Consider the following 17,668-nt stretch of genomic DNA (forward strand, 5'->3'; position numbering starts at 1 on the left):
TACCCGACATGGCTTTCCACAAAGAACCCTCCTTCCAGCATGGTCAGGCCGCACGCACGGCCATTTTGTATTGCAACCTGGGCACGCCCAGCGCACCCACGGCCCCTGCCCTGCGCAAATACCTGGCCGAATTTCTGGGCGACAGCCGCGTGGTCGAGATCCCCAAGCCCATCTGGTGGCTGATCCTGCACGGCATCATCCTGCGCGTGCGCCCCAAAAAGTCGGCCGCCAAATACGCCAGCATCTGGACCGAAGGCGGCTCGCCGCTCAAAGTCTTCACCGAACAACAAGCCCAATCGATGGGCACCGCTTTGCAGGAACGCGGCCACAACGTGACGGTGCGCTACGCCATGCGCTACGGCCAGCCGTCCATCCCCGAACAACTGAGCGCCCTCAAGGCCGAAGGTGTGCAACGCGTACTGATCGTGCCCGCCTACCCCCAATACAGCGGCACCACCACGGCCAGCGTGTTCGATGCGGTCTACCGCTGGGGACTCAAAACCCGGCTCATCCCCGAGATGCGCTTTGTCAACCGCTACCACGACGACCCGCGCTACATCGCGGCGCTGGCGCAGACGGTGCGCGAACACTGGGCCGCCCACGGCCAAGCAGAACAGTTGGTGATGAGCTTTCATGGCGTGCCCGAACGCACCCTGCACCTGGGCGACCCCTACCACTGCGAATGCATGAAAACCGGCCGCCTGCTGGCCGAGGCGCTGGGCCTGTCCAAAGACCAATACAAACTCACCTTCCAGTCGCGCTTTGGCAAAGCCAAGTGGCTGGAGCCCTACACCGAGCCCACGCTAATCGCCATGGCGCAGCAAGGCGTGAAAAAAGTCGATGTCATCTGCCCTGGGTTCACCAGCGACTGCCTGGAAACGCTGGAAGAAATACAGCAAGAAGCACAAGAGGCTTTTCTGCACGCGGGCGGCGAAAGCTTCAGCTACATCCCCTGCCTGAACAACCATACGCAGTGGATCGAGGCACTGGCCGACATCAGCCTGGGGCACATGCAAGGCTGGGATTTGTCTGCACCGGATGAGCAGGCTTTGGCCGCCAGCCGGGCGCGGGCTTTGGCACACGGCGCAAAGACCTGAGCCCCAGCAACTCAATGGTTCAAGCGGATTCGATGAATTCGCTGACCCACTCCAGTTGCTGCAAAACATTGAGCGCCGGGGCATGACCGCAACCTGGTACTTCGATGTGCTTGAGCAAGCCCAAGGCACCGGGACCACGGCGACGCATGTCATTGACGGTCTCAGGCAGCACCAGATCCGATTGCGCGCCTCGCAACAACAGTACAGGCGTCTTGATGGCGTCGTAATGCGACCAGATCAGGTAGTCGTTCGGATGGGCTGTGAACTGGCTCACCATGGCAGGGTCGTAGTGCGGTGTGACACGACCATCGGACAGACGGCGTGTGGACGTTTCCGTCAAACGCCGCCACTGCGCATCGCTCAACCAGCCATAGGGTTTGTAGACCTGACGGAAAAACGCCTCCAACTCGGTCACTGTGGCAAAAGCCGGGGGCGTGCCCGCATAGGCTTTGATGCGGTCAATGGCGGCTTGCGCCAATTCGGGGGCGTTGTCGTTGAGTGTCAGGCTCAGAATGCGGTGCTTCAAGCTCGGCTCCACCAGCCCTGCCGCGCACACAGTGCCAATCGCGCCGCCCATGGACGTGCCCACCCAATGCACGGCGCGCAGCTGCAGGCCGTCCATCAGTTCGCGGGCGATGCGGGCGTAAAACGCCAGGCAGTACTCCTGCTCGGGCGCAGCACTCCACTGCGACAAACCGCGCCCCACGGTGTCTGGGCAAATCACCCGATAACCCTGCGCGCTCAAGTGTGCCGCCAGCTCGTCCATGTCACGCCCCGTGCGGGCCAGGCCATGCCAGGCGATCACGGTGCCTTTGTCGGCCTTGCCCCAATCGGTGTAATGGATTTGCAGCCCGGCGCAAGTGATGTAGTTGGATGTGAAAGTCATGTCAGCCTCCAGCCCTTTGATTGATCTGGCCCAATGATGTTGGCGCCGTCAGCGCTGCTTCTGTTGTTGTGATACCTGGCGAAGACCCAGATTGGTCACCTCAGGCAAAGACCTGTGTTCGTCATCCCGGCGAAAGACCTGTGTTCTGTCATGCCGGGCGACCGGAGTTCTGTCATCCCGGGCGCAGATCCGGGATCCAGTTTGCGCTGCTGTCCTTCGCAACCCTCGTGGCACACCTTGGATCCCGGATCGAGTCCGGGATGACATGACCCACCAATTCGCCGGAACATTTTCAAACTTCACTTGGACGCATCCATGGAAGGTGCCAGCGCCCGCAAGCCAGCCCGGCTGCGCAAACGCCCCACCACCCCGGTCGGGAAGTAATAGACCGACAGCACAAACAACAGACCCAGCCAGAGCAGCCAGCGGTCAGGCGACAACAAGGCCGACAACAAAGGCAACGCAGTGGTGGCCTCGCTCGCCAGGCGCAACAGGTCTTGCAGATAACTTTGCGCCAACAAGAACAGCACCGCCCCGATGGCCGCACCATAGATGGTGCCCATGCCCCCGATCACCACGATCAGCAGCACGTCCATCATGATTTCAAAGCTCAGCGACGTATCGGGCCCGTTGTAGCGCAACCAAAGCGCCAGCATGGCCCCGGCCACACAGGCATACAGCGCCGACAACACGCTCGACAGCGTGCGGTAAACCACCACGCGGTAGCCAATGGCCTCGGCACGAAATTCGTTTTCGCGGATGGCTTGCAAGACGCGGCCAAAGGGCGAGTTGACGATGCGCAAGAGCGACAGCAGCATGCCCACAGCTATCACAAACAGCAGGTAGTAACAAAGCAAGCGCCCATCGAGCGACACGCCCAAGAACGGTTCATCGCTGAACTCGGTGCTGGGCAGCAGCAGCTCAGGCAGCTTGAAGCTCAGGCCGTCTTCGCCGCCCGTGAAGTCCGACAACTGCGAGGCCAGCGTCTGAAAGGCCGCCGCCACGGCCAGCGTGATCATGGCAAAAAAGATCGCCCGCACCCGCAGCGAAAACAGGCCAATGGCCAGCGACAGCACCAGCGTGAGCGACAGCGACAGCGCAAAACCCAGCCCGATCGCCCCCCATGTTGGCCCCCAGGTGTTGGACGAGATGGCGATGCCATAGGCCCCGATGCCAAAGAACATGGTGTGGGCAAAGCTCACGATGCCGGTGTAACCCAGCAGCAGGTCAAAGCCCGCCACCAACACCACAAAAATCAGCACCTTGGCCGCGACCGACAAAGCCTTGACGCCAGGAAACAAGAACGGCGCAAACGCCAACCCGAGCAGGATGACGATGAGCAAAGCAGCGAGCAGGCGGCTGCGTGGCTGGTCGTTGGAAATGAGTCGATTGAACATGTCTGGCCTTTCAGCGGTTGGCCACGGGGTACACGCCCTGCGGACGCCACAGCAGGATGCCCGCCATCAGCGCGATGTTGGAAAACAGCGCCAGCTTGGGGGCCAAAAAGCCGGTGTAGTTGGCCATCAGGCCCACCAGCAAAGCCCCGATCAGCGCCCCACCGGTCGAGCCCAGCCCGCCAATGATGATGACGATGAAGATCAGCACGTTGACCTGCGCGCCCATTTGCGGCACCACGTTTTGCTGGTACAGGCCCCACATGACGCCCCCCAGACCCGCCAGCGCACTGCCCACCACAAACACGCCTACAAACAAGCGGCGGATACGGTAGCCCAGCGACTCGACCATCTCGCGGTCTTGTACCCCTGCGCGAATCAGCAGGCCGATCTTGGTGCGGCCCAGCACCCACATTTGCAAAGCAAACACAGCCAGACCCACGGCCACGGCCAGCAATCGGTATTTCTCAATCGCGGCGTCGCCCCACAACACCGAGCCGCGCATGGCTTCGGGCAAAGGCAAGGCGATCTGCAGCGGGCCCCAGATGACCTTGATGAGTTCTTCGCCAATGATCATGCCGCCCATGGTGATCAGGATCTGCTTGAGGTGCTGGCCGTACACCGGCCGCACGATGAAGCGCTCAAACGCCAGGCCCACGGCAGCGGCCACCGCCATGGCGATGAACATGGCAGGCAGCACCGCCACCATGTTGCGCCACCACTCGCCCGAGCCCGTCCAGTCGCCCATGGCGCCCAGCACGCTGGTGGCCACAAAAGCGCCCAGCGCGATGAACAGGCCGTGGCCGAAGTTCAGCACGTCCATCAGGCCAAACACCAGCGTCAGGCCCGAGGCCATGATGAAAATGATCATGCCCATGGCCAGGCCCGCCACGGTGAGCGTGAGCCAGGTCGAGCCCGAGCCGATCAAGGGCCAGGCCAACAGTGCCAGCACCGGCACCAGCAGCAAGGGGCGTGTATCGATGTCTTCAAATAGTTTCATAAAGCCAGCCCCAACAAGGATTGCTGCAAGGCCGTGTCTTCGGCCAGCGCCTGCATGCGGCCTGCATGCACCACGCGGCCGTTGTCCATCACGGCCACCGTGTCACCCAGCCGCTGCGCGAAGTGGATGTTTTGCTCCACCAGCAGGATCGTCACACCACTGGCCTTGAGCTGCTGGAAGGCGTCGATCATGTTCTGGATGATGGCCGGGGCCAGGCCCTTGCTGGGCTCGTCAATGATCAGCAGATCACGCGGCTCCACAATGGCCCGCGACACCGCCAGCATCTGCTTTTGCCCGCCCGAGAGCTTGCCCGCCGGGTGGTTCCAGAATTTCTCCACCGCCGGGAACAGTTTGAAAATCCACTGCAGCCGCGCTTCGTCCATCTGCGCGGCATTCTGAGCGCTGCGGGCGGCCAGCAACATGTTTTCCTTCACGGTCAGGTCCGAGAAGATGCCCATGTTTTCAGGCACATAGGCGATGTTCTTTTGCGCAATGGCGGGCGTGTTCAGCGCCGTGATGTCTTCGCCGCCAAAGGTGATGCGCCCTTGTGAGGCTTGCCACAGGCCCATGATGGTGCGCAGCGTGGTGGTCTTGCCCGCGCCGTTGCGGCCCAGCAGCATGGTCAGCTCGCCACGCGGCACGACCAGATCCACCCCGTGCAGGATGTGGTACGCCCCGATGTGCGTGTGAACGCCTTCGAGGGTCAACAGGTTCTTATTCATGCGGCCTCCCTGGCTTTGCCCAAGTAGGCTTCTTGCACGATGGGCGAAGCGATCACCTCACCCGGCTCGCCATCGGCCACCAGCGTGCCGTTGTGCAGCACGATGATGCGGTCGGCCAACTCGCGCACCACGTCCATCTTGTGCTCGACCAGCAAGATGGTTTTGGTCTTGTCTTTTTTCAGTTGGCGGATCAGATCGAGGATCACCGGCGCTTCATCGTGGCTCATGCCGGCGGTGGGTTCGTCGAACATGTACACCGAAGGCTCCAGCGCCATGAGCAGTGCCACTTCGAGCTTGCGCTGGTCGCCGTGCGGCAGGCTGGCCACCGGGGCGTCTTGCTGCGCGGTCATCGAGACGGACTGCAAAATTTCCAAAGCGCGGTTCGTCAATGCCGCGTGGTCACTCCAGATGCTCCACAGGTTCAGGCCCCTGCGGTGTGCGCCCTCTTTTGTGGCTTGCACCGCCAGGCGCACGTTTTCGAGCACCGACAAATTGGGAAACAGGTTGGTCAACTGAAACGCCCTGCCCAGGCCAGCACGAGTGCGTGCGGATGCGGGCAAACCCGTCAGCTCGCGCCCGTTCAGGTGCACCGAGCCATCGGTCGCAGGCAGCTGGCCCGAGATCAGGTTGAAGTAAGTGGTTTTGCCCGCCCCGTTGGGGCCGACAATGGCGGTCAGCGTGCCGGGTTCAAAGCGGCACGAGACCGCGTTCACGGCCACATGACCGCCAAACCGCACGGTCAGGTTTTGGGTTTCAAGCATGAAATGGGTTCAAAAAAAGAAACTCTGGGACGGAAGACATGGACCCCGGATCAAGTCCGGGGTGACAAATCAGGGGTGTCAGCCCCTGAATCGGTCATCCCGGGCTTTTTGTCTGCCATCAGGGACTTTTTGTCTGTCATTCCGGACTTGATCCGGGATCCATGGCGCTCAACTGGCGTTTGCAATGGGCATCGCTTACGCATGGATCCCGGGTCTTCGCCCGGGATGACAAAAAAAGAGGCTGCGCTGACATGTCACTTCATCGAGTCAAATCCATAGGCTTGACCCGGGAACCATGTTTCAGCGTTTGTTGCGGATCGGCACGTTCATTTCTTCGGGCTTGATCTCGCGGATCAGCTCGGGCACGCCCCAGGCGAAAGCCGGATCGACCTTGATCTTGAAGTGGTACATGCTCTGCATGGCCTGGTGGTCTTCCTTGCGGAAGGTCATCTTGCCCTTGGGCGTGTCAAAGCTCATGCCTTCCATGGTGCTGATGAGCTTGTTGGTGTTGGTGTCGCCATTGGTCTTTTTGAGTGCGGTGACCAAGGCCATGGCCGACGAGAAACCACCTGCGGTGAAAAAGTCCGGCGGCGTCTTGAACTGCTGGTAGTGCGAAGCCACCATGGCGTCGTTGACCGGGTTCTTGGGCATGCCGAAGTAATAGTAGGCCGCGCCTTCCATGCCGGGGAACTGCTTGTAGGCCACCATCGCGGGCAGGATGTTGCCGCCCGTGGCGATCTCGATGCCGTAGCGCTTCAAGTCCATGTCGGCGATCTTGAACGGGTTGCCACCGGCCCAGATGATGAAGATGATCTTGCGGCCAGGTTGGCCCTTGAGCTTGTCGATCATGCGCTGGGCACCGGCGGTGAAGTCGGTGGTGGCGGGCGGCAGGTACTCCTCGTGCACGACCTTGGCCTTCTTGATCGCGTCCTTGAAGGCCTTGACACCGTCACGGCCAAAGGCCGAATCCTGGGCCATGGTGACGATGCTCACGCCGTCCTTGTCCACCGCCACGGCGTTGGCAATCGCGTCCTGGCTGCTGTTGCGGCCGGTGCGGAAGATGTATTTGTTCCACTTCTCGCCAGTGATCGAGTCGGCCACGGCAGGCTCAACCAACAAGATCTTTTTGTACTCTTCGGCCACTGGCAGCATGGCCAGCGCCACGGGTGAGCCGGTAGGGCCCACAGCCAAATCCACCTTGTCGTCACCATAAGCTGCCGCCAACAGGTTCTTGCCCAGGTCAGGCTTGCCCTGGTCGTCTTTTTCAATCACCACGATCTTGCGGCCATTGATGGTCATGCTGCCGCCGGTGGCGTAGCTCAAACCCATCATCAAACCCGTTTGGGTTTGCTTGCCGTAGGCTTCCAGCGGGCCAGTCTTGCTGTAAATGTGGGCGATCTTGATGTCTTTGCCTTGGGCCATGACGGCAGGCGCCATCAGCGCACAGGTGCTCAATGCAGCCAAAGAAATGAGGTGTCGACGGATCATGCAGGTCTCCTGATAAATGGTTTGCACCTGCATCTTTGCACAAGCCGTGCCAGGCGGGCAGTCCCCGACGCGATGGGCTAAGTGCTTGTCAGAACGGTATTTTCAGGCTGATGACATGGGTCAGTCCATTTTCAAATGACCAAAAATCAGACATTGAATGTCCATTAAAAATACACAGCCTGAATTTAAGACATCACCTCAAACATTGGTAAAGCTTGGCTCGGGACATCCCCAAGAGTTTGGCTGCGGCCAATTTGTTGCCCGAAGTCGCCTGCAAAGCCGCTTCAATGGCCCGGGTTTCCAGCTCTCGCACTTGCTCGCCCAAAGGGCGCAGCAAAGTGGACGCATCCGCTGAGCGATGGGTGCCACTGCTCGCAGGCAAATTCACGGGGGCTGCAATCTGGCGCAAGCCAGAATCTTGCAGAACCAACGCCACCGCCTTGTCGTCGATCAAGCTGCCATCGCAGCGCAAGAGCAACTGCTCCAGCACATTGCGCAACTCCCGCACATTGCCCCGCCAGTGCTGGGCACTCAGCAAGGCCACAGCCTGGCTTGTGAATTCTGGTTGTGGCAAGGCATTGCGCATGGCCAGCTCTTCGGTCACCACCTCCAGCAAAGCCGGAATGTCACTCGCTCGATCGCGCAAAGGCGGCACCCGTAAGGGCAAGACGTTCAAGCGGTAATACAGGTCTTCGCGAAAGCGTCCTTCCCTGACCAATTGGGCCAGATCGCGTGAGGTGGCTGCGATCACACGGGCATCAAAATGCTCCAGCCGGTTGGAGCCCAGCGCTTCAAATTCACTTTCCTGAAGCGCTCGCAACAATTTGGCTTGCAAGCCCAAAGGCATGTCCCCGATTTCATCCAGAAACAAGGTCCCGCCATCGGCCAGCTTGAACTTGCCTTCGCGCCCCTTGCGGTCAGCCCCCGTGTAGGCGCCCGGTGCCACACCAAAAAATTCAGCCTCCAGCAGGGTTTCCGGCACGGCGGCAATGTTCACGCTGACCAAAGGACCACGAGCCCTGGGCGATGCGGCATGGATGGCGTGGGCCAGCAACTCCTTGCCCGTCCCGGTTTCGCCCAACAACAAAATCGGGCTGCTCGATTGCGCAGCCCGACGCGCTTGCCGCTTGAGATCGGCCACCACCGCACTGCCGCCCACAAAACTGGCAAAGCTGTGCTTGGCCTGCCTCAAGCCTGTATTCGAGCGGCGCTGAACCGCCAAGGCATCACGCGCCTCGTCCAGCTCGCGCTGCATCAAGGCAAACTTGGCCATCAGCGGCTGAAGGTTCGATTGCGGCTGGTCAAACAACACGACCCCCAAGGCACCAATGACCCGCCCGGCATCGTCGCGCAGCGGATAGCGACTGACCACAAAAGTGCCCGCTTTGTTGTCCAACAAATCGATCAGGATGGGCTTGCCGGTTTCCAGCACCTGGTGCATCAAGGTGTTCTGCACCACCGATGAGACCGGTTGACCGACAAAGTCTTCTTCCCGCGCAAAACCCAAGGCGGGCAAATAGCGGCGGTACTGGTCATTGATCCAGACCACACGCCCAGAACGATCCACCAGCAACATGCCTTCGCTGGCGTTGGCGAACACGTCAAACAGTGAGCGCGCAGCCAGATTCAGGATGCTTTGGGCATCCTTGGGCAAATCGACCATCAGGTCCACATCAGTTGAAGGCATGGCGCCATCTTACTGTTGGCCCAGCCCATGAAAAAAGACACTAAAGAAGCGAACTCATTTGACCTAAATAGCAATTCTTTAAGGTTAAATTAACCAAACCTTTCGGCTATCGATACGCCAACTGGCGTATTCCATTCCGTAAAAAAGAAATTATTATCATTTTATGAATTTTGACGATTTTCGAGGCCACATCTATCTGATCGATGATGATCCATCGATTTGCCGCAGCCTATCCTTCACGCTCAGCTCATCGAACTATTCGGTGCAGACGTTCGACAACCCACGCGCATTTTTAAAGGACTCCCTGCCCATCTCTCCTGCCGTGATTTTGCTGGACATGCGGATGCCCCAGATGACGGGGACAGAATTGCAGATCATCCTGCGGAAAAACGGGCGTGAAACGCCGATCATCTTCATCAGCGGAGAGAGCCAACCCACCGAAATCATTGAGGCCATGAAACTGGGCGCCATCGATTTTTTGCTCAAGCCCTTCAGCATGGAATCCTTGATGACCGCCATTGAAAACGGGCTCAACAAGGATCTACGAAGGAAACCTCCACGGTTGAACCCGCTTCGGATTTGCCCGTGATAGTTGGCTTTGTGACATTGGTCACATGATCTCTCGCACCAGAATCGCTGACAACGGCCAATTCACCTGTTTGCCCTGTTGGCTTAGTTGTGTCTGTGGTCGCAGCAGCCCCGCCGCCGCCGCCCCCCGCAGCAGCCAGACCCAACGCACCAGCGCCCAGCAACCAGGGGCTGAACAAGCCTGCGGCCAGCACGCCCACGGCCGCTCCGGCAGGGGCCACTTCTGCGCCGCCCAGGGCCATGCCTACCACCTGACCCGCGTCAGCCAGCATGGGCACGCTGGCCATGCCTGAGGCGTTTTCCGGGATGTATTCATAAAACTTGCCCGATTCGGCTTCACCGATCAGGCCGTTGAAGTTGTCAGCGGTGACCGTGTAATAGTCTTCAATCACCAGGTCGGTGGTTTTGCTGCCTTCAAAGCTGACTTTGAGGTCTTTGCCTTGGCGGCTTGCTCGGATGTTTTCAGGTCCATAGCCGGTCTCTGGATCAATCAGTTGGTACGTGGCACCAGAGACTGCCTTGACAGTCACGGCTTGGCCCTTGGAGCCCGCTTGTGGAATGTCCAGAGCTTTGGCGTCTTTACCCTGGTTGATTTTGATTTGGTATGTCTTGGTCATTGCAGTGGCCTTTTAACAAGTGGCTTGAAAATGAAAATGGTTTGAATGGGAAATGTCAGTTGCGAACGCCGAACACGGACACCTCAACACGGCGGTTTGGGGCGTGGCATTGCTTGTTGTTGGGGGTGGGCTCGTTACCGCATTCTGTTTTCACAAGCTCCGCCGCGCCACGGCCATCGGTTTGAATGCCTTTTGTCGGGTTGATACCGCCCGCCCGAATTTGCTCAGCCACAGTGATGGCGCGGTCTTCAGACAGCTTTCGGTTGAGCTTCTTGGGGCCAATGGCGTCCGTGAAACCAATGACCCGAATGCTGTCGACCGAGCGGTATTCGCTCTTGACTTTTTGGACCAGCAATTCAATGGCGTTGTAGCCTGCGGGGCGAAGTTCTGCTTTGCCAAACTCAAACAAGGCATCGGCTTGTAATGCAAATTTTTGATCGCCCAAGGGCTTGGCCATGGGTGCTGCTACTTCTACGCCATCCACACATTCCCTGACAGCCTTCACACGCGAAACTGTGTGGATTTGGCGGCGGATATTTCTCAACTCGGTTTGAGCCGTCGACGCGTTGACCAGTTGCAAACTTGGCGGTGCATAAGCGCTCTCTTGCAAACGCAGATAGACAGTCTTGCCAGCGTCGAACTGGATGCGCTGCCCTGCTTCTTGTTTGCCGGTGTGCTGGCGACTGGCATCGTCCAGCACTGACTGAACGGCCATGGCACCCGGGACCATGCAGGCTTCGGCAAAGCCACCGCGCAGCAAGGAGGTGTGGTAACGGCCATCCAGGTAGATGTTGACTGGCTGCGGCGCAAGCACCGACGTAGGGCGATAAAAGAAGACTTTGCTCAGTTGGTTGCCAACGGGCCTGCTGGCGGCATACAACTCGCCATACGCCTCAATGTTCACAGAGCCGGCGGTAGCAGCGGCGCTGTCCTTGCCAACTTGCGCATGTGTTGTTGCTGTGCACGCGAGCAACAACACGGATGCGAGCGCTGCGTGCTGTACGCCGCGCATGGGAACCTTGAAAAACCTATTCATCATGACTCTATCCCTCATCCTTTGTTTGTTCACAAAGACTTAAATAGCTTTGTTAAAAATTGAATGAGGTATCTTCGTTGAATTATTTAGTTTTAAAATCAGCCAATTGGCGTATTCTTAAATGACAAAAAACACATTTTCAACCGCCTAAAGCACGATTCAGATCTTTTATAGTCATCGGCATGCAACCGAAAAACACGCCAAAACTGGGCCCCTTGCAGGGTTTGAAGGTCATCGAACTCGGGCAACTGATTGCCGGGCCCTTTGCCGCCAAAACCCTGGCGGACTTCGGCGCCGAAGTGATCAAGATTGAGCCGCCGGGTGCTGGAGATCCTTTGCGCAAGTGGCGTTTGCTCAAAGATGGCACGTCGGTTTGGTGGCAGATCCAGTCGCGCAACAAGCGCTCGGTGGCGCTCGACCTGAAAGAGCCCGAAGCCCAAGACATCGTGCGTCAGCTGGCCCAGGATGCGGATGTGTTGATTGAGAACTTCCGCCCCGGCGCCATGGAAGCCTGGGGCTTGGGCCCCGATGCACTGCAAGCGCTGAACCCGCGCCTGATCATGCTGCGCATCAGTGGTTATGGTCAGACCGGCCCTTACCGCGACAAACCCGGCTTTGGCGTGGTGGCCGAAGCCATGAGCGGTCTGCGCCACCTGACGGCAGAGCCTGGCCGCGTGCCCGTGCGTGTGGGCGTCAGCATTGGCGATACGCTGGCTTCACTGCACGGCGTGATCGGCATTTTGATGGCGCTGCATGAGCGCCAGCGCAGCGGGCTGGGCCAGGTGATCGATGTGGCGCTTTACGAAGCCGTCTTCAATTGCATGGAAAGCCTGTTGCCCGAATACAGCGCTTTTGGTGCTGTGCGACAAGCTGCTGGCAGCGCCCTGCCCGGCATTGCGCCCAGCAACGCTTACCGCTGCCAGGGCGACGCCTACGTGCTGATCGCCGGCAATGGCGACAGCATCTTCAAACGCTTGATGCACACCATTGGGCGCGATGACTTGGGCCAGGACCCGGAACTCAAGGACAACAGTGGACGTGTCAAGCGCGTTGAACAGATCGATGCAGCCATTGGCGCATGGACCGCCGAGCGCGACATTGTCGATGTGTTGCACGCGCTCGATGGTGCCGCTGTGCCGGCCGGACGCATTTACAACGTGGCAGACATCGCGGCCGATCCGCATTACCAAGCGCGGGGCATGATCGAGCAGATTCAGTTGGACGATGGTTCGTCTTTGTCTTTGCCCGGCATCGTGCCCAAGCTGTCACGCACACCTGGTGGGCATGCGAGCAATGCGCCTGGCATTGGCCAAGACACCGATGCGGTGCTGCAAGAGATCGGCCTGAGCGCCGATCAGATTCAGGAACTCAAGGCACGAGGCATCGTGGCCTGAATCGGCTTCATGAGCTTGCCTTTGAGGTTAAGAGATCAAGTAACCGCCATCCACAGGCAACACAACGCCCGTCACGAACTTCGCCTGCGGGCTGGCCAAGAACATCACCGGCCCGACCAGATCATCAGGCGTCCCCCACCGCTTCATGGGCGTTCTGGCGATGATCGGGGCTGAACGCTCTGGATCATCTTGAAGTGCCTGGGTCAGCGGCGTGGCAATCCACCCCGGCGCGATCGCGTTGACACGAATGCCCTGCTCTGCATAAGCGATGGCCAAGGATTTGGTCAGTTGGGCGATGCCGCCTTTGCTGGCGCTGTAAGCGGGCACCAGCCCTCCTCCAAAAAAGGACAACATCGAGGCCGTATTGATGATGCAACCGCCCCTTTGGGCCAAGCTGCTGCGGGCTGCCGCGCAAAGGCGCATGGTGCCCACAAGGTTGATGTCAAGAACGTGCTCAAAGACATCCGGGTCATGCTCTTGACCTCTGCGGATGATGCCCGCGCAATTGACCAGCACGTCCAGCTCGCCCAGCGCCGAAACCAATTGCGCCACGGCTTGTCCGTCACGAACGTCAAGTTGGACAAAACGCACCGTTGTGGGCTGCCGCTCATGGGCCGCCTTGACCTCTGCCTCGGTTGCCCCAGTCGCCGTCACATGATCGCCTTGCTCGGCAAAAGCGCGTGCTATGGCCTCACCGATGCCGCTGCTTGCACCAACCACCAACACATTGCGGGGAATCTTCATGATGGACCTCTGTAAGTTGCGCTGATGCGTAATTTACGCGAGGCGCAACTCGGAGGGTGTCACCGACAGAAGGAACGAAAAGTAGAAAAGAAAAAAGCCCGTGAGACGGATCTCACGGGCTTTGCTCTGGCGGAAACGGAGGAAACCATCCGCCATAACCATGAAGTCCCATACAGTTCCGAAATCAAATAAATATATTACTCGACAGATACTTAGCTCAATTTTAGTTTCAGGTAGACCCTTGTAATTCCACATCATCCTCTAACATATGGCCTACAGAATGGCTCACAGGATCGGGGACATGGGGAAGACCAATCACATGCCAGGCAAGCTGGCCGCAGTGGCGCTAAAGCACCTCAAGGACGGCATCCATGCAGATGGCGGCAACCTGTACCTGTTGGTCCGAGGAGCCAGCAAGTCGTGGGTCTTTCGGTTCACATCGCCTGAGGGCGGACGCAGGCAAATGGGACTTGGGCCCCTGCATGCCATTCAGCTCGCTGAGGCGCGGAAACGTGCCGCGGAACTAAGAGAACAACTCAAACACCCCACAAAGCCATCTGACCCGCTCACTGCCCGTCAAGAAGCACGCATGGCCCAACGCATCGGGCAACGGCGGACAAAGACCTTCAGGGAATGCGCAACAGCATACATTGATGCTCACCAGAGCGAGTGGAAAAACCCGAAGCACTCGCAGCAGTGGACGAACACCTTGGATCAGTACGCCTACCCCGTGCTGGGCGATTTGCCTGCCAGCGAGATTGACGAAGCCCTCGTATTGAACGTGCTCACGCCGATCTGGAAGGATAAGACCGAGACGGCAAAACGACTGCGCGGCCGGATTGAGGCTGTGCTGGACTGGGCTACCTTCAACAAATACCGTCAGGGCGAGAACCCCGCCCGATGGAAAGGCCACCTGGAACACTCATTGGCGAAGCCCAGCAAAGTGGCCAAGGTCAAACACCATGCGGCCATGCCGTACCAAGATCTTCCCGCCTTCATGCAGGAGCTCAGGGGGCGAGGCGGACTGGGGGCAAAGGCGCTTGAATTCCTGATCCTGACCGGCTGCAGGTCTGGCGAAATCCGTGGGGCCGTCTGGAGTGAGATCGACCTCGGAAGCAAACTGTGGGTGATACCGGCCCAGAGAATGAAGATGGCCCAGGAACACCGGGTGCCACTGTCGGCAGTTGCAATTGATCTACTAACCTCACTACCGCGCATGGATGGCACAGACCTCGTTTTCCCAAGCAGCAAGCCGAACACTCCCCTATCAGACATGACCTTGACCGCCGTGTTGCGCAGGTCTAGTGGTAACGCCTACACGGTTCATGGGTTCAGGTCATGTTTCAGGGACTGGCTCGCCGAGACAACCAACTACCCCAATGAGGCCTGTGAGCTCGCACTGGCGCACAGCATCAGCAATAAGGTGGAGGCGGCGTACCGTCGCGGTGACATGCTCGACAAGCGCTTTCAGATGATGAACGACTGGGCCAACTACTGTGGGGGTGACTAATGAGTGCCAAACTGAGAGGACGCCCACCAAAAATAGGGACGCTCAAAAATCCGCCAGCCTACATAAGAGATCGAGTGCGCGGTCGTGGTGGTAACCAGAGCGAGATCTGGCAGATCGTTTTACAAGATTTGAATGCCACAGTGGAAAAAGTGGAGCCTTACCGCAAGAGTCTACGCATTAAATTTTCAGAGGCTGCAGTGCTTATGAACGGTGCGTGCGATGGAATAACGGAAAACGAAATTTTGGCGGTAGATGCACGATTGCCATCCATGAGAGAGATGGGAAGAAAAGGAGGAAAGGCAAAGGGCGAATCAACGCCAACATGGGAGCTTGTTGCTGCAAAGATTGTCGATGACTACTCCGAAGAATCCATGAATCGAGCTGCGAAACTAACGTTCGAATCTTGGCCTCAAAACCATTCACCAGCACCAAGTAAAAGAACAATTCGCAGGTAGCCCTGTAGATCGTTGCAGCCAACCCGTAAATGTCCGACCAGGTTCCTTGCTTGCCTTTTGTTGAATATTGTTCAAACGGAGCGTAACCGGCCGTCGCAAGACTTGTCACGCTCTTGCTGTGAGAGGTCATTTCATGCTTAGCAGCACCAAAATCTAACAGGACAGGACTGCCGTTTCGCCTAATAAAAATGTTTGCTGGCTTGATGTCACGGTGAAGAAAGGCTTTCTCGTGTACGTGCTCCAGTCCATCCAACAACGGAAAGAGAATCCCATTCAATTCAGTCTCGTTGAGAGGTCCATGGTCACGGATAATTTCATCCAACGGCTTGCCGTCACAGTACTCCATGACGAGGTAGGCGGTTCCGTGAGCCTCAAAGAATCGTTTGATTGAAATTATGTTGGGGTGGCTCAACTGGGCCAAAACTCTGGCTTCATCTAGAAAGCGCTTGAGACCCCAAGCAAAAGTATCTTTGTCCTCGGTGTTACCTACCGCATGGATCGTGAAGGTGCTATCTCGGTTAGCGAATTCTCGTGGGTAGTTCGTCACCCGTTCACTATCAACCGGAACCCTCGACTCTTAGCAAAATCTTTTATACCCCGGGGGGGGCTGATTTTGGAAACCAAGGGGGGGGGGCTCCAAAATGAAACCGTAAGCTGATCGTTTGAGCAAAACAGTGTGTAAAGCTGAAGGATGGAACCATCCACCTAAAACGGGGGGGTGGGGGTGCGGTGGGGTCGGATAGACTGGATTTTGAAGCCCCCCTGATACAAGCAACATGAGGCAGGTCTGGCTGCCATCAATGCCGTTCTCATTTCAACTTTACCAACTCAACCCACAAATTTCCAAGGGGTCTTTTATTGGTATGTTTTTTGGTATGTAGAAATGAAAAACGCGCCCAAAGGCGCGTCTTTACTAGCTCACTGGCGGAAACGGAGGGATTCGAACCCTCGATGAGGCTCTACACCCCATACTCCCTTAGCAGGGGAGCACCTTCGGCCACTCGGTCACGTTTCCAGTGGGTCAAATTATAGCTTACGCTTGGTCCAGATCGAAGGCTTTGTGCAAGGCGCGCACAGCCAATTCCATGTATTTTTCATCGATCACGACCGAGGTCTTGATTTCCGAGGTGGAGATCATCTGGATGTTGATGCCTTCTTCGCTCAAGCTGCGGAACATCTTGCTGGCCACGCCCACATGGCTGCGCATGCCGATGCCGACGATGGACACTTTGCAGATCTTGGCGTCGCCCGCGACTTCTGCCGCGCCCAGTGCGGGCAGCACTTTTTCCTTGAGCAGGTCGATGGTTTTGGCGTAATCGTTGCGGTGCACGGTGAAGCTGAAGTCGGTCTTGCCGTCTTTGCTCAGGTTCTGGATGATCACGTCCACTTCGATGTTGGCATCGGCCACAGCGCCCAAAATTTGGTACGCAATGCCGGGCTTGTCGGGCACGCCCAACACGGAAATTTTGGCTTCGTCGCGGTTGAAAGCGATGCCGGAAACGACGGCTTGTTCCATTTGTTCGTCTTCCTCAAAAGTGATCAGGGTGCCAGAGGCGGCTTCTTCGTTGATGTCAATGTCCCAGGGCGTGAAGCTGGACAGCACGCGCATGGGCACTTTGTATTTGCCCGCAAATTCGACCGAGCGGATTTGCAAAACCTTGGAGCCCAGCGACGCCATCTCCAGCATCTCTTCAAAGCTCACGGTCTGCAGGCGACGCGCTTCGGGCACCACGCGGGGGTCGGTGGTGTACACGCCATCCACATCGGTGTAGATCAGGCACTCGTCAGCCTTGAGGGCTGCAGCCACAGCCACGGCCGAGGTGTCCGAGCCGCCACGGCCCAAGGTGGTGATGTTGCCTTGCTCGTCCACACCCTGGAAGCCGGTGATGATCACGACTTTGCCTGCGTTCAAGTCGCCGCGCACGCGCACGTCATCGATCGATTCGATGCGGGCTTTGGTGAACGCGCTGTTGGTCTTGATGGGCACTTGCCAACCGGCGTAGCTGACCGAAGGCTGGCCTTCGGCTTGCAGGGCAATCGCCAACAAGGCCGACGACGCTTGCTCACCGGTGGAGGCCAGCATGTCCAGCTCGCGGCTGTACGAAGTGTCGGGTTTGGCGGGGGCCAACTCCTTGGCCAAACCGAGCAAGCGATTGGTCTCGCCGCTCATGGCACTGGGCACCACCACGATCTGGTGGCCAGCACGCGTCCATTTGGCCACGCGCTTGGCGACGTTGCGGATGCGCTCGGTCGAGCCCATCGAGGTGCCGCCGTATTTGTGAACGATCA

At 58.2% G+C, this 17,668-nt stretch carries 16 protein-coding genes, 1 tRNA gene and 1 pseudogene; 5 read left to right on the plus strand and 13 right to left on the minus strand.

Features of this window, described 5'->3' with window-relative positions; genetic code table 11:
- Positions 1-8: 8 nt before the first annotated feature.
- Entirely contained in the window at positions 9-1,097 is a 1,089-nt protein-coding gene (gene hemH / locus Q1W40_RS12610; protein WP_300712611.1) for a ferrochelatase, read from the plus strand.
- Between the two features lie 19 nt (positions 1,098-1,116).
- Here hemH and Q1W40_RS12615 read toward each other — a convergent pair whose 3' ends face one another.
- From Q1W40_RS12615 to Q1W40_RS12645, 7 genes are all read right to left on the minus strand, one after another.
- Positions 1,117-1,983 (minus strand): alpha/beta fold hydrolase, encoded by an 867-nt coding sequence (locus tag Q1W40_RS12615; protein WP_300712613.1) that lies wholly within the window; start codon positions 1,981-1,983, stop codon positions 1,117-1,119.
- A gap of 299 nt (positions 1,984-2,282) precedes the next feature.
- On the minus strand, positions 2,283-3,380 hold the full coding sequence (locus Q1W40_RS12620; RefSeq protein ID WP_300712615.1) for a branched-chain amino acid ABC transporter permease: 1,098 nt from the start codon (positions 3,378-3,380) through the stop codon (positions 2,283-2,285).
- Between the two features lie 10 nt (positions 3,381-3,390).
- The gene (locus tag Q1W40_RS12625) at positions 3,391-4,377 is read right to left on the minus strand and encodes a branched-chain amino acid ABC transporter permease (protein ID WP_300712617.1); all 987 of its coding nucleotides are present in this window, start codon (positions 4,375-4,377) and stop codon (positions 3,391-3,393) included.
- Entirely contained in the window at positions 4,374-5,099 is a 726-nt protein-coding gene (locus Q1W40_RS12630) for an ABC transporter ATP-binding protein (RefSeq protein WP_300712619.1), read from the minus strand. The genes Q1W40_RS12625 and Q1W40_RS12630 overlap by 4 nt, the downstream gene beginning before the upstream one ends.
- Positions 5,096-5,860 (minus strand): ABC transporter ATP-binding protein, encoded by a 765-nt coding sequence (locus Q1W40_RS12635; RefSeq protein ID WP_300712620.1) that lies wholly within the window; start codon positions 5,858-5,860, stop codon positions 5,096-5,098. The genes Q1W40_RS12630 and Q1W40_RS12635 overlap by 4 nt, the downstream gene beginning before the upstream one ends.
- Positions 5,861-6,160: 300 nt before the next feature.
- A complete protein-coding gene (locus Q1W40_RS12640) occupies positions 6,161-7,348 on the minus strand; it encodes a substrate-binding domain-containing protein (RefSeq protein ID WP_300712622.1) in 1,188 nt (395 codons plus the stop codon).
- 193 nt (positions 7,349-7,541) lie between these two features.
- The gene (locus Q1W40_RS12645) at positions 7,542-9,035 is read right to left on the minus strand and encodes a sigma 54-interacting transcriptional regulator (RefSeq protein WP_300712624.1); all 1,494 of its coding nucleotides are present in this window, start codon (positions 9,033-9,035) and stop codon (positions 7,542-7,544) included.
- Between the two features lie 163 nt (positions 9,036-9,198).
- On the opposite strand from Q1W40_RS12645, the gene Q1W40_RS12650 reads away from it, so the two are divergent.
- On the plus strand, positions 9,199-9,624 hold the full coding sequence (locus tag Q1W40_RS12650; RefSeq protein WP_300712626.1) for a response regulator: 426 nt from the start codon (positions 9,199-9,201) through the stop codon (positions 9,622-9,624).
- On the opposite strand, the gene Q1W40_RS12655 is transcribed toward Q1W40_RS12650, so the two are convergent.
- Positions 9,566-10,240 carry a hypothetical protein gene (locus tag Q1W40_RS12655; RefSeq protein ID WP_300712628.1) on the minus strand — a complete coding sequence of 225 codons (675 nt, stop codon included), beginning with the start codon at positions 10,238-10,240 and terminating at the stop codon, positions 9,566-9,568. The genes Q1W40_RS12650 and Q1W40_RS12655 overlap by 59 nt on opposite strands.
- A 55-nt stretch (positions 10,241-10,295) precedes the next feature.
- Positions 10,296-11,279 carry an OmpA family protein gene (locus tag Q1W40_RS12660; RefSeq protein ID WP_300712630.1) on the minus strand — a complete coding sequence of 328 codons (984 nt, stop codon included), beginning with the start codon at positions 11,277-11,279 and terminating at the stop codon, positions 10,296-10,298.
- A gap of 179 nt (positions 11,280-11,458) precedes the next feature.
- Here Q1W40_RS12660 and Q1W40_RS12665 point away from each other — a divergent pair, with 179 nt between their 5' ends.
- Positions 11,459-12,670, plus strand: a complete 1,212-nt coding sequence (locus Q1W40_RS12665; RefSeq protein ID WP_300712632.1) for a CaiB/BaiF CoA-transferase family protein — start codon at positions 11,459-11,461, stop codon at positions 12,668-12,670.
- Positions 12,671-12,697: 27 nt separating this feature from the next.
- Here the strand turns inward: Q1W40_RS12665 and Q1W40_RS12670 are convergent, their stop codons facing one another.
- A complete protein-coding gene (locus Q1W40_RS12670; protein ID WP_300712634.1) occupies positions 12,698-13,414 on the minus strand; it encodes an SDR family oxidoreductase in 717 nt (238 codons plus the stop codon).
- A gap of 319 nt (positions 13,415-13,733) precedes the next feature.
- On the opposite strand from Q1W40_RS12670, the pseudogene Q1W40_RS15160 reads away from it, so the two are divergent.
- A pseudogene (locus Q1W40_RS15160) lies at positions 13,734-13,982 on the plus strand (Arm DNA-binding domain-containing protein); the annotation flags it as partial.
- Between the two features lie 21 nt (positions 13,983-14,003).
- Positions 14,004-14,924: a site-specific integrase gene (locus tag Q1W40_RS12675; RefSeq protein ID WP_315169078.1), complete on the plus strand. Its 921-nt coding sequence runs from the start codon at positions 14,004-14,006 to the stop codon at positions 14,922-14,924.
- A 201-nt stretch (positions 14,925-15,125) separates the two neighbouring features.
- On the opposite strand, the gene Q1W40_RS12680 is transcribed toward Q1W40_RS12675, so the two are convergent.
- From Q1W40_RS12680 to Q1W40_RS12690, 3 genes are all read right to left on the minus strand, one after another.
- Positions 15,126-15,926, minus strand: coding sequence for a serine/threonine-protein kinase (locus tag Q1W40_RS12680; protein WP_300712636.1), 801 nt, complete (start codon positions 15,924-15,926; stop codon positions 15,126-15,128).
- A 375-nt stretch (positions 15,927-16,301) separates the two neighbouring features.
- Positions 16,302-16,394 (minus strand) — tRNA-Ser (locus tag Q1W40_RS12685).
- A gap of 18 nt (positions 16,395-16,412) precedes the next feature.
- Positions 16,413-17,666 (minus strand): aspartate kinase, encoded by a 1,254-nt coding sequence (locus tag Q1W40_RS12690; protein WP_300712638.1) that lies wholly within the window; start codon positions 17,664-17,666, stop codon positions 16,413-16,415.
- Positions 17,667-17,668 lie beyond the last annotated feature (2 nt).

Origin of the sequence: Limnohabitans sp., assembly GCF_030158565.1 — a bacterium.
Classification (GTDB): domain Bacteria; phylum Pseudomonadota; class Gammaproteobacteria; order Burkholderiales; family Burkholderiaceae_C; genus Limnohabitans_A.

Bases quoted from the DNA above. Each gene is read 5' to 3' on its own strand.
- Q1W40_RS12615 (WP_300712613.1), bottom strand. From the start codon at position 1,983: ATGACTTTCACATCCAACTACATCACTTGCGCCGGGCTGCAAATCCAT.
- Q1W40_RS12630 (WP_300712619.1), bottom strand. From the start codon at position 5,099: ATGAATAAGAACCTGTTGACCCTCGAAGGCGTTCACACGCACATCGGG.
- Q1W40_RS12665 (WP_300712632.1), top strand. From the start codon at position 11,459: ATGCAACCGAAAAACACGCCAAAACTGGGCCCCTTGCAGGGTTTGAAG.
- Q1W40_RS12620 (WP_300712615.1), bottom strand. From the start codon at position 3,380: ATGTTCAATCGACTCATTTCCAACGACCAGCCACGCAGCCGCCTGCTC.
- Q1W40_RS12670 (WP_300712634.1), bottom strand. From the start codon at position 13,414: ATGAAGATTCCCCGCAATGTGTTGGTGGTTGGTGCAAGCAGCGGCATC.
- Q1W40_RS12650 (WP_300712626.1), top strand. From the start codon at position 9,199: ATGAATTTTGACGATTTTCGAGGCCACATCTATCTGATCGATGATGAT.
- Q1W40_RS12640 (WP_300712622.1), bottom strand. From the start codon at position 7,348: ATGATCCGTCGACACCTCATTTCTTTGGCTGCATTGAGCACCTGTGCG.
- Q1W40_RS12625 (WP_300712617.1), bottom strand. From the start codon at position 4,377: ATGAAACTATTTGAAGACATCGATACACGCCCCTTGCTGCTGGTGCCG.
- Q1W40_RS12660 (WP_300712630.1), bottom strand. From the start codon at position 11,279: ATGATGAATAGGTTTTTCAAGGTTCCCATGCGCGGCGTACAGCACGCA.
- Q1W40_RS12655 (WP_300712628.1), bottom strand. From the start codon at position 10,240: ATGACCAAGACATACCAAATCAAAATCAACCAGGGTAAAGACGCCAAA.
- hemH (WP_300712611.1), top strand. From the start codon at position 9: ATGGCTTTCCACAAAGAACCCTCCTTCCAGCATGGTCAGGCCGCACGC.
- Q1W40_RS12675 (WP_315169078.1), top strand. From the start codon at position 14,004: ATGGCCCAACGCATCGGGCAACGGCGGACAAAGACCTTCAGGGAATGC.
- Q1W40_RS12635 (WP_300712620.1), bottom strand. From the start codon at position 5,860: ATGCTTGAAACCCAAAACCTGACCGTGCGGTTTGGCGGTCATGTGGCC.
- Q1W40_RS12645 (WP_300712624.1), bottom strand. From the start codon at position 9,035: ATGCCTTCAACTGATGTGGACCTGATGGTCGATTTGCCCAAGGATGCC.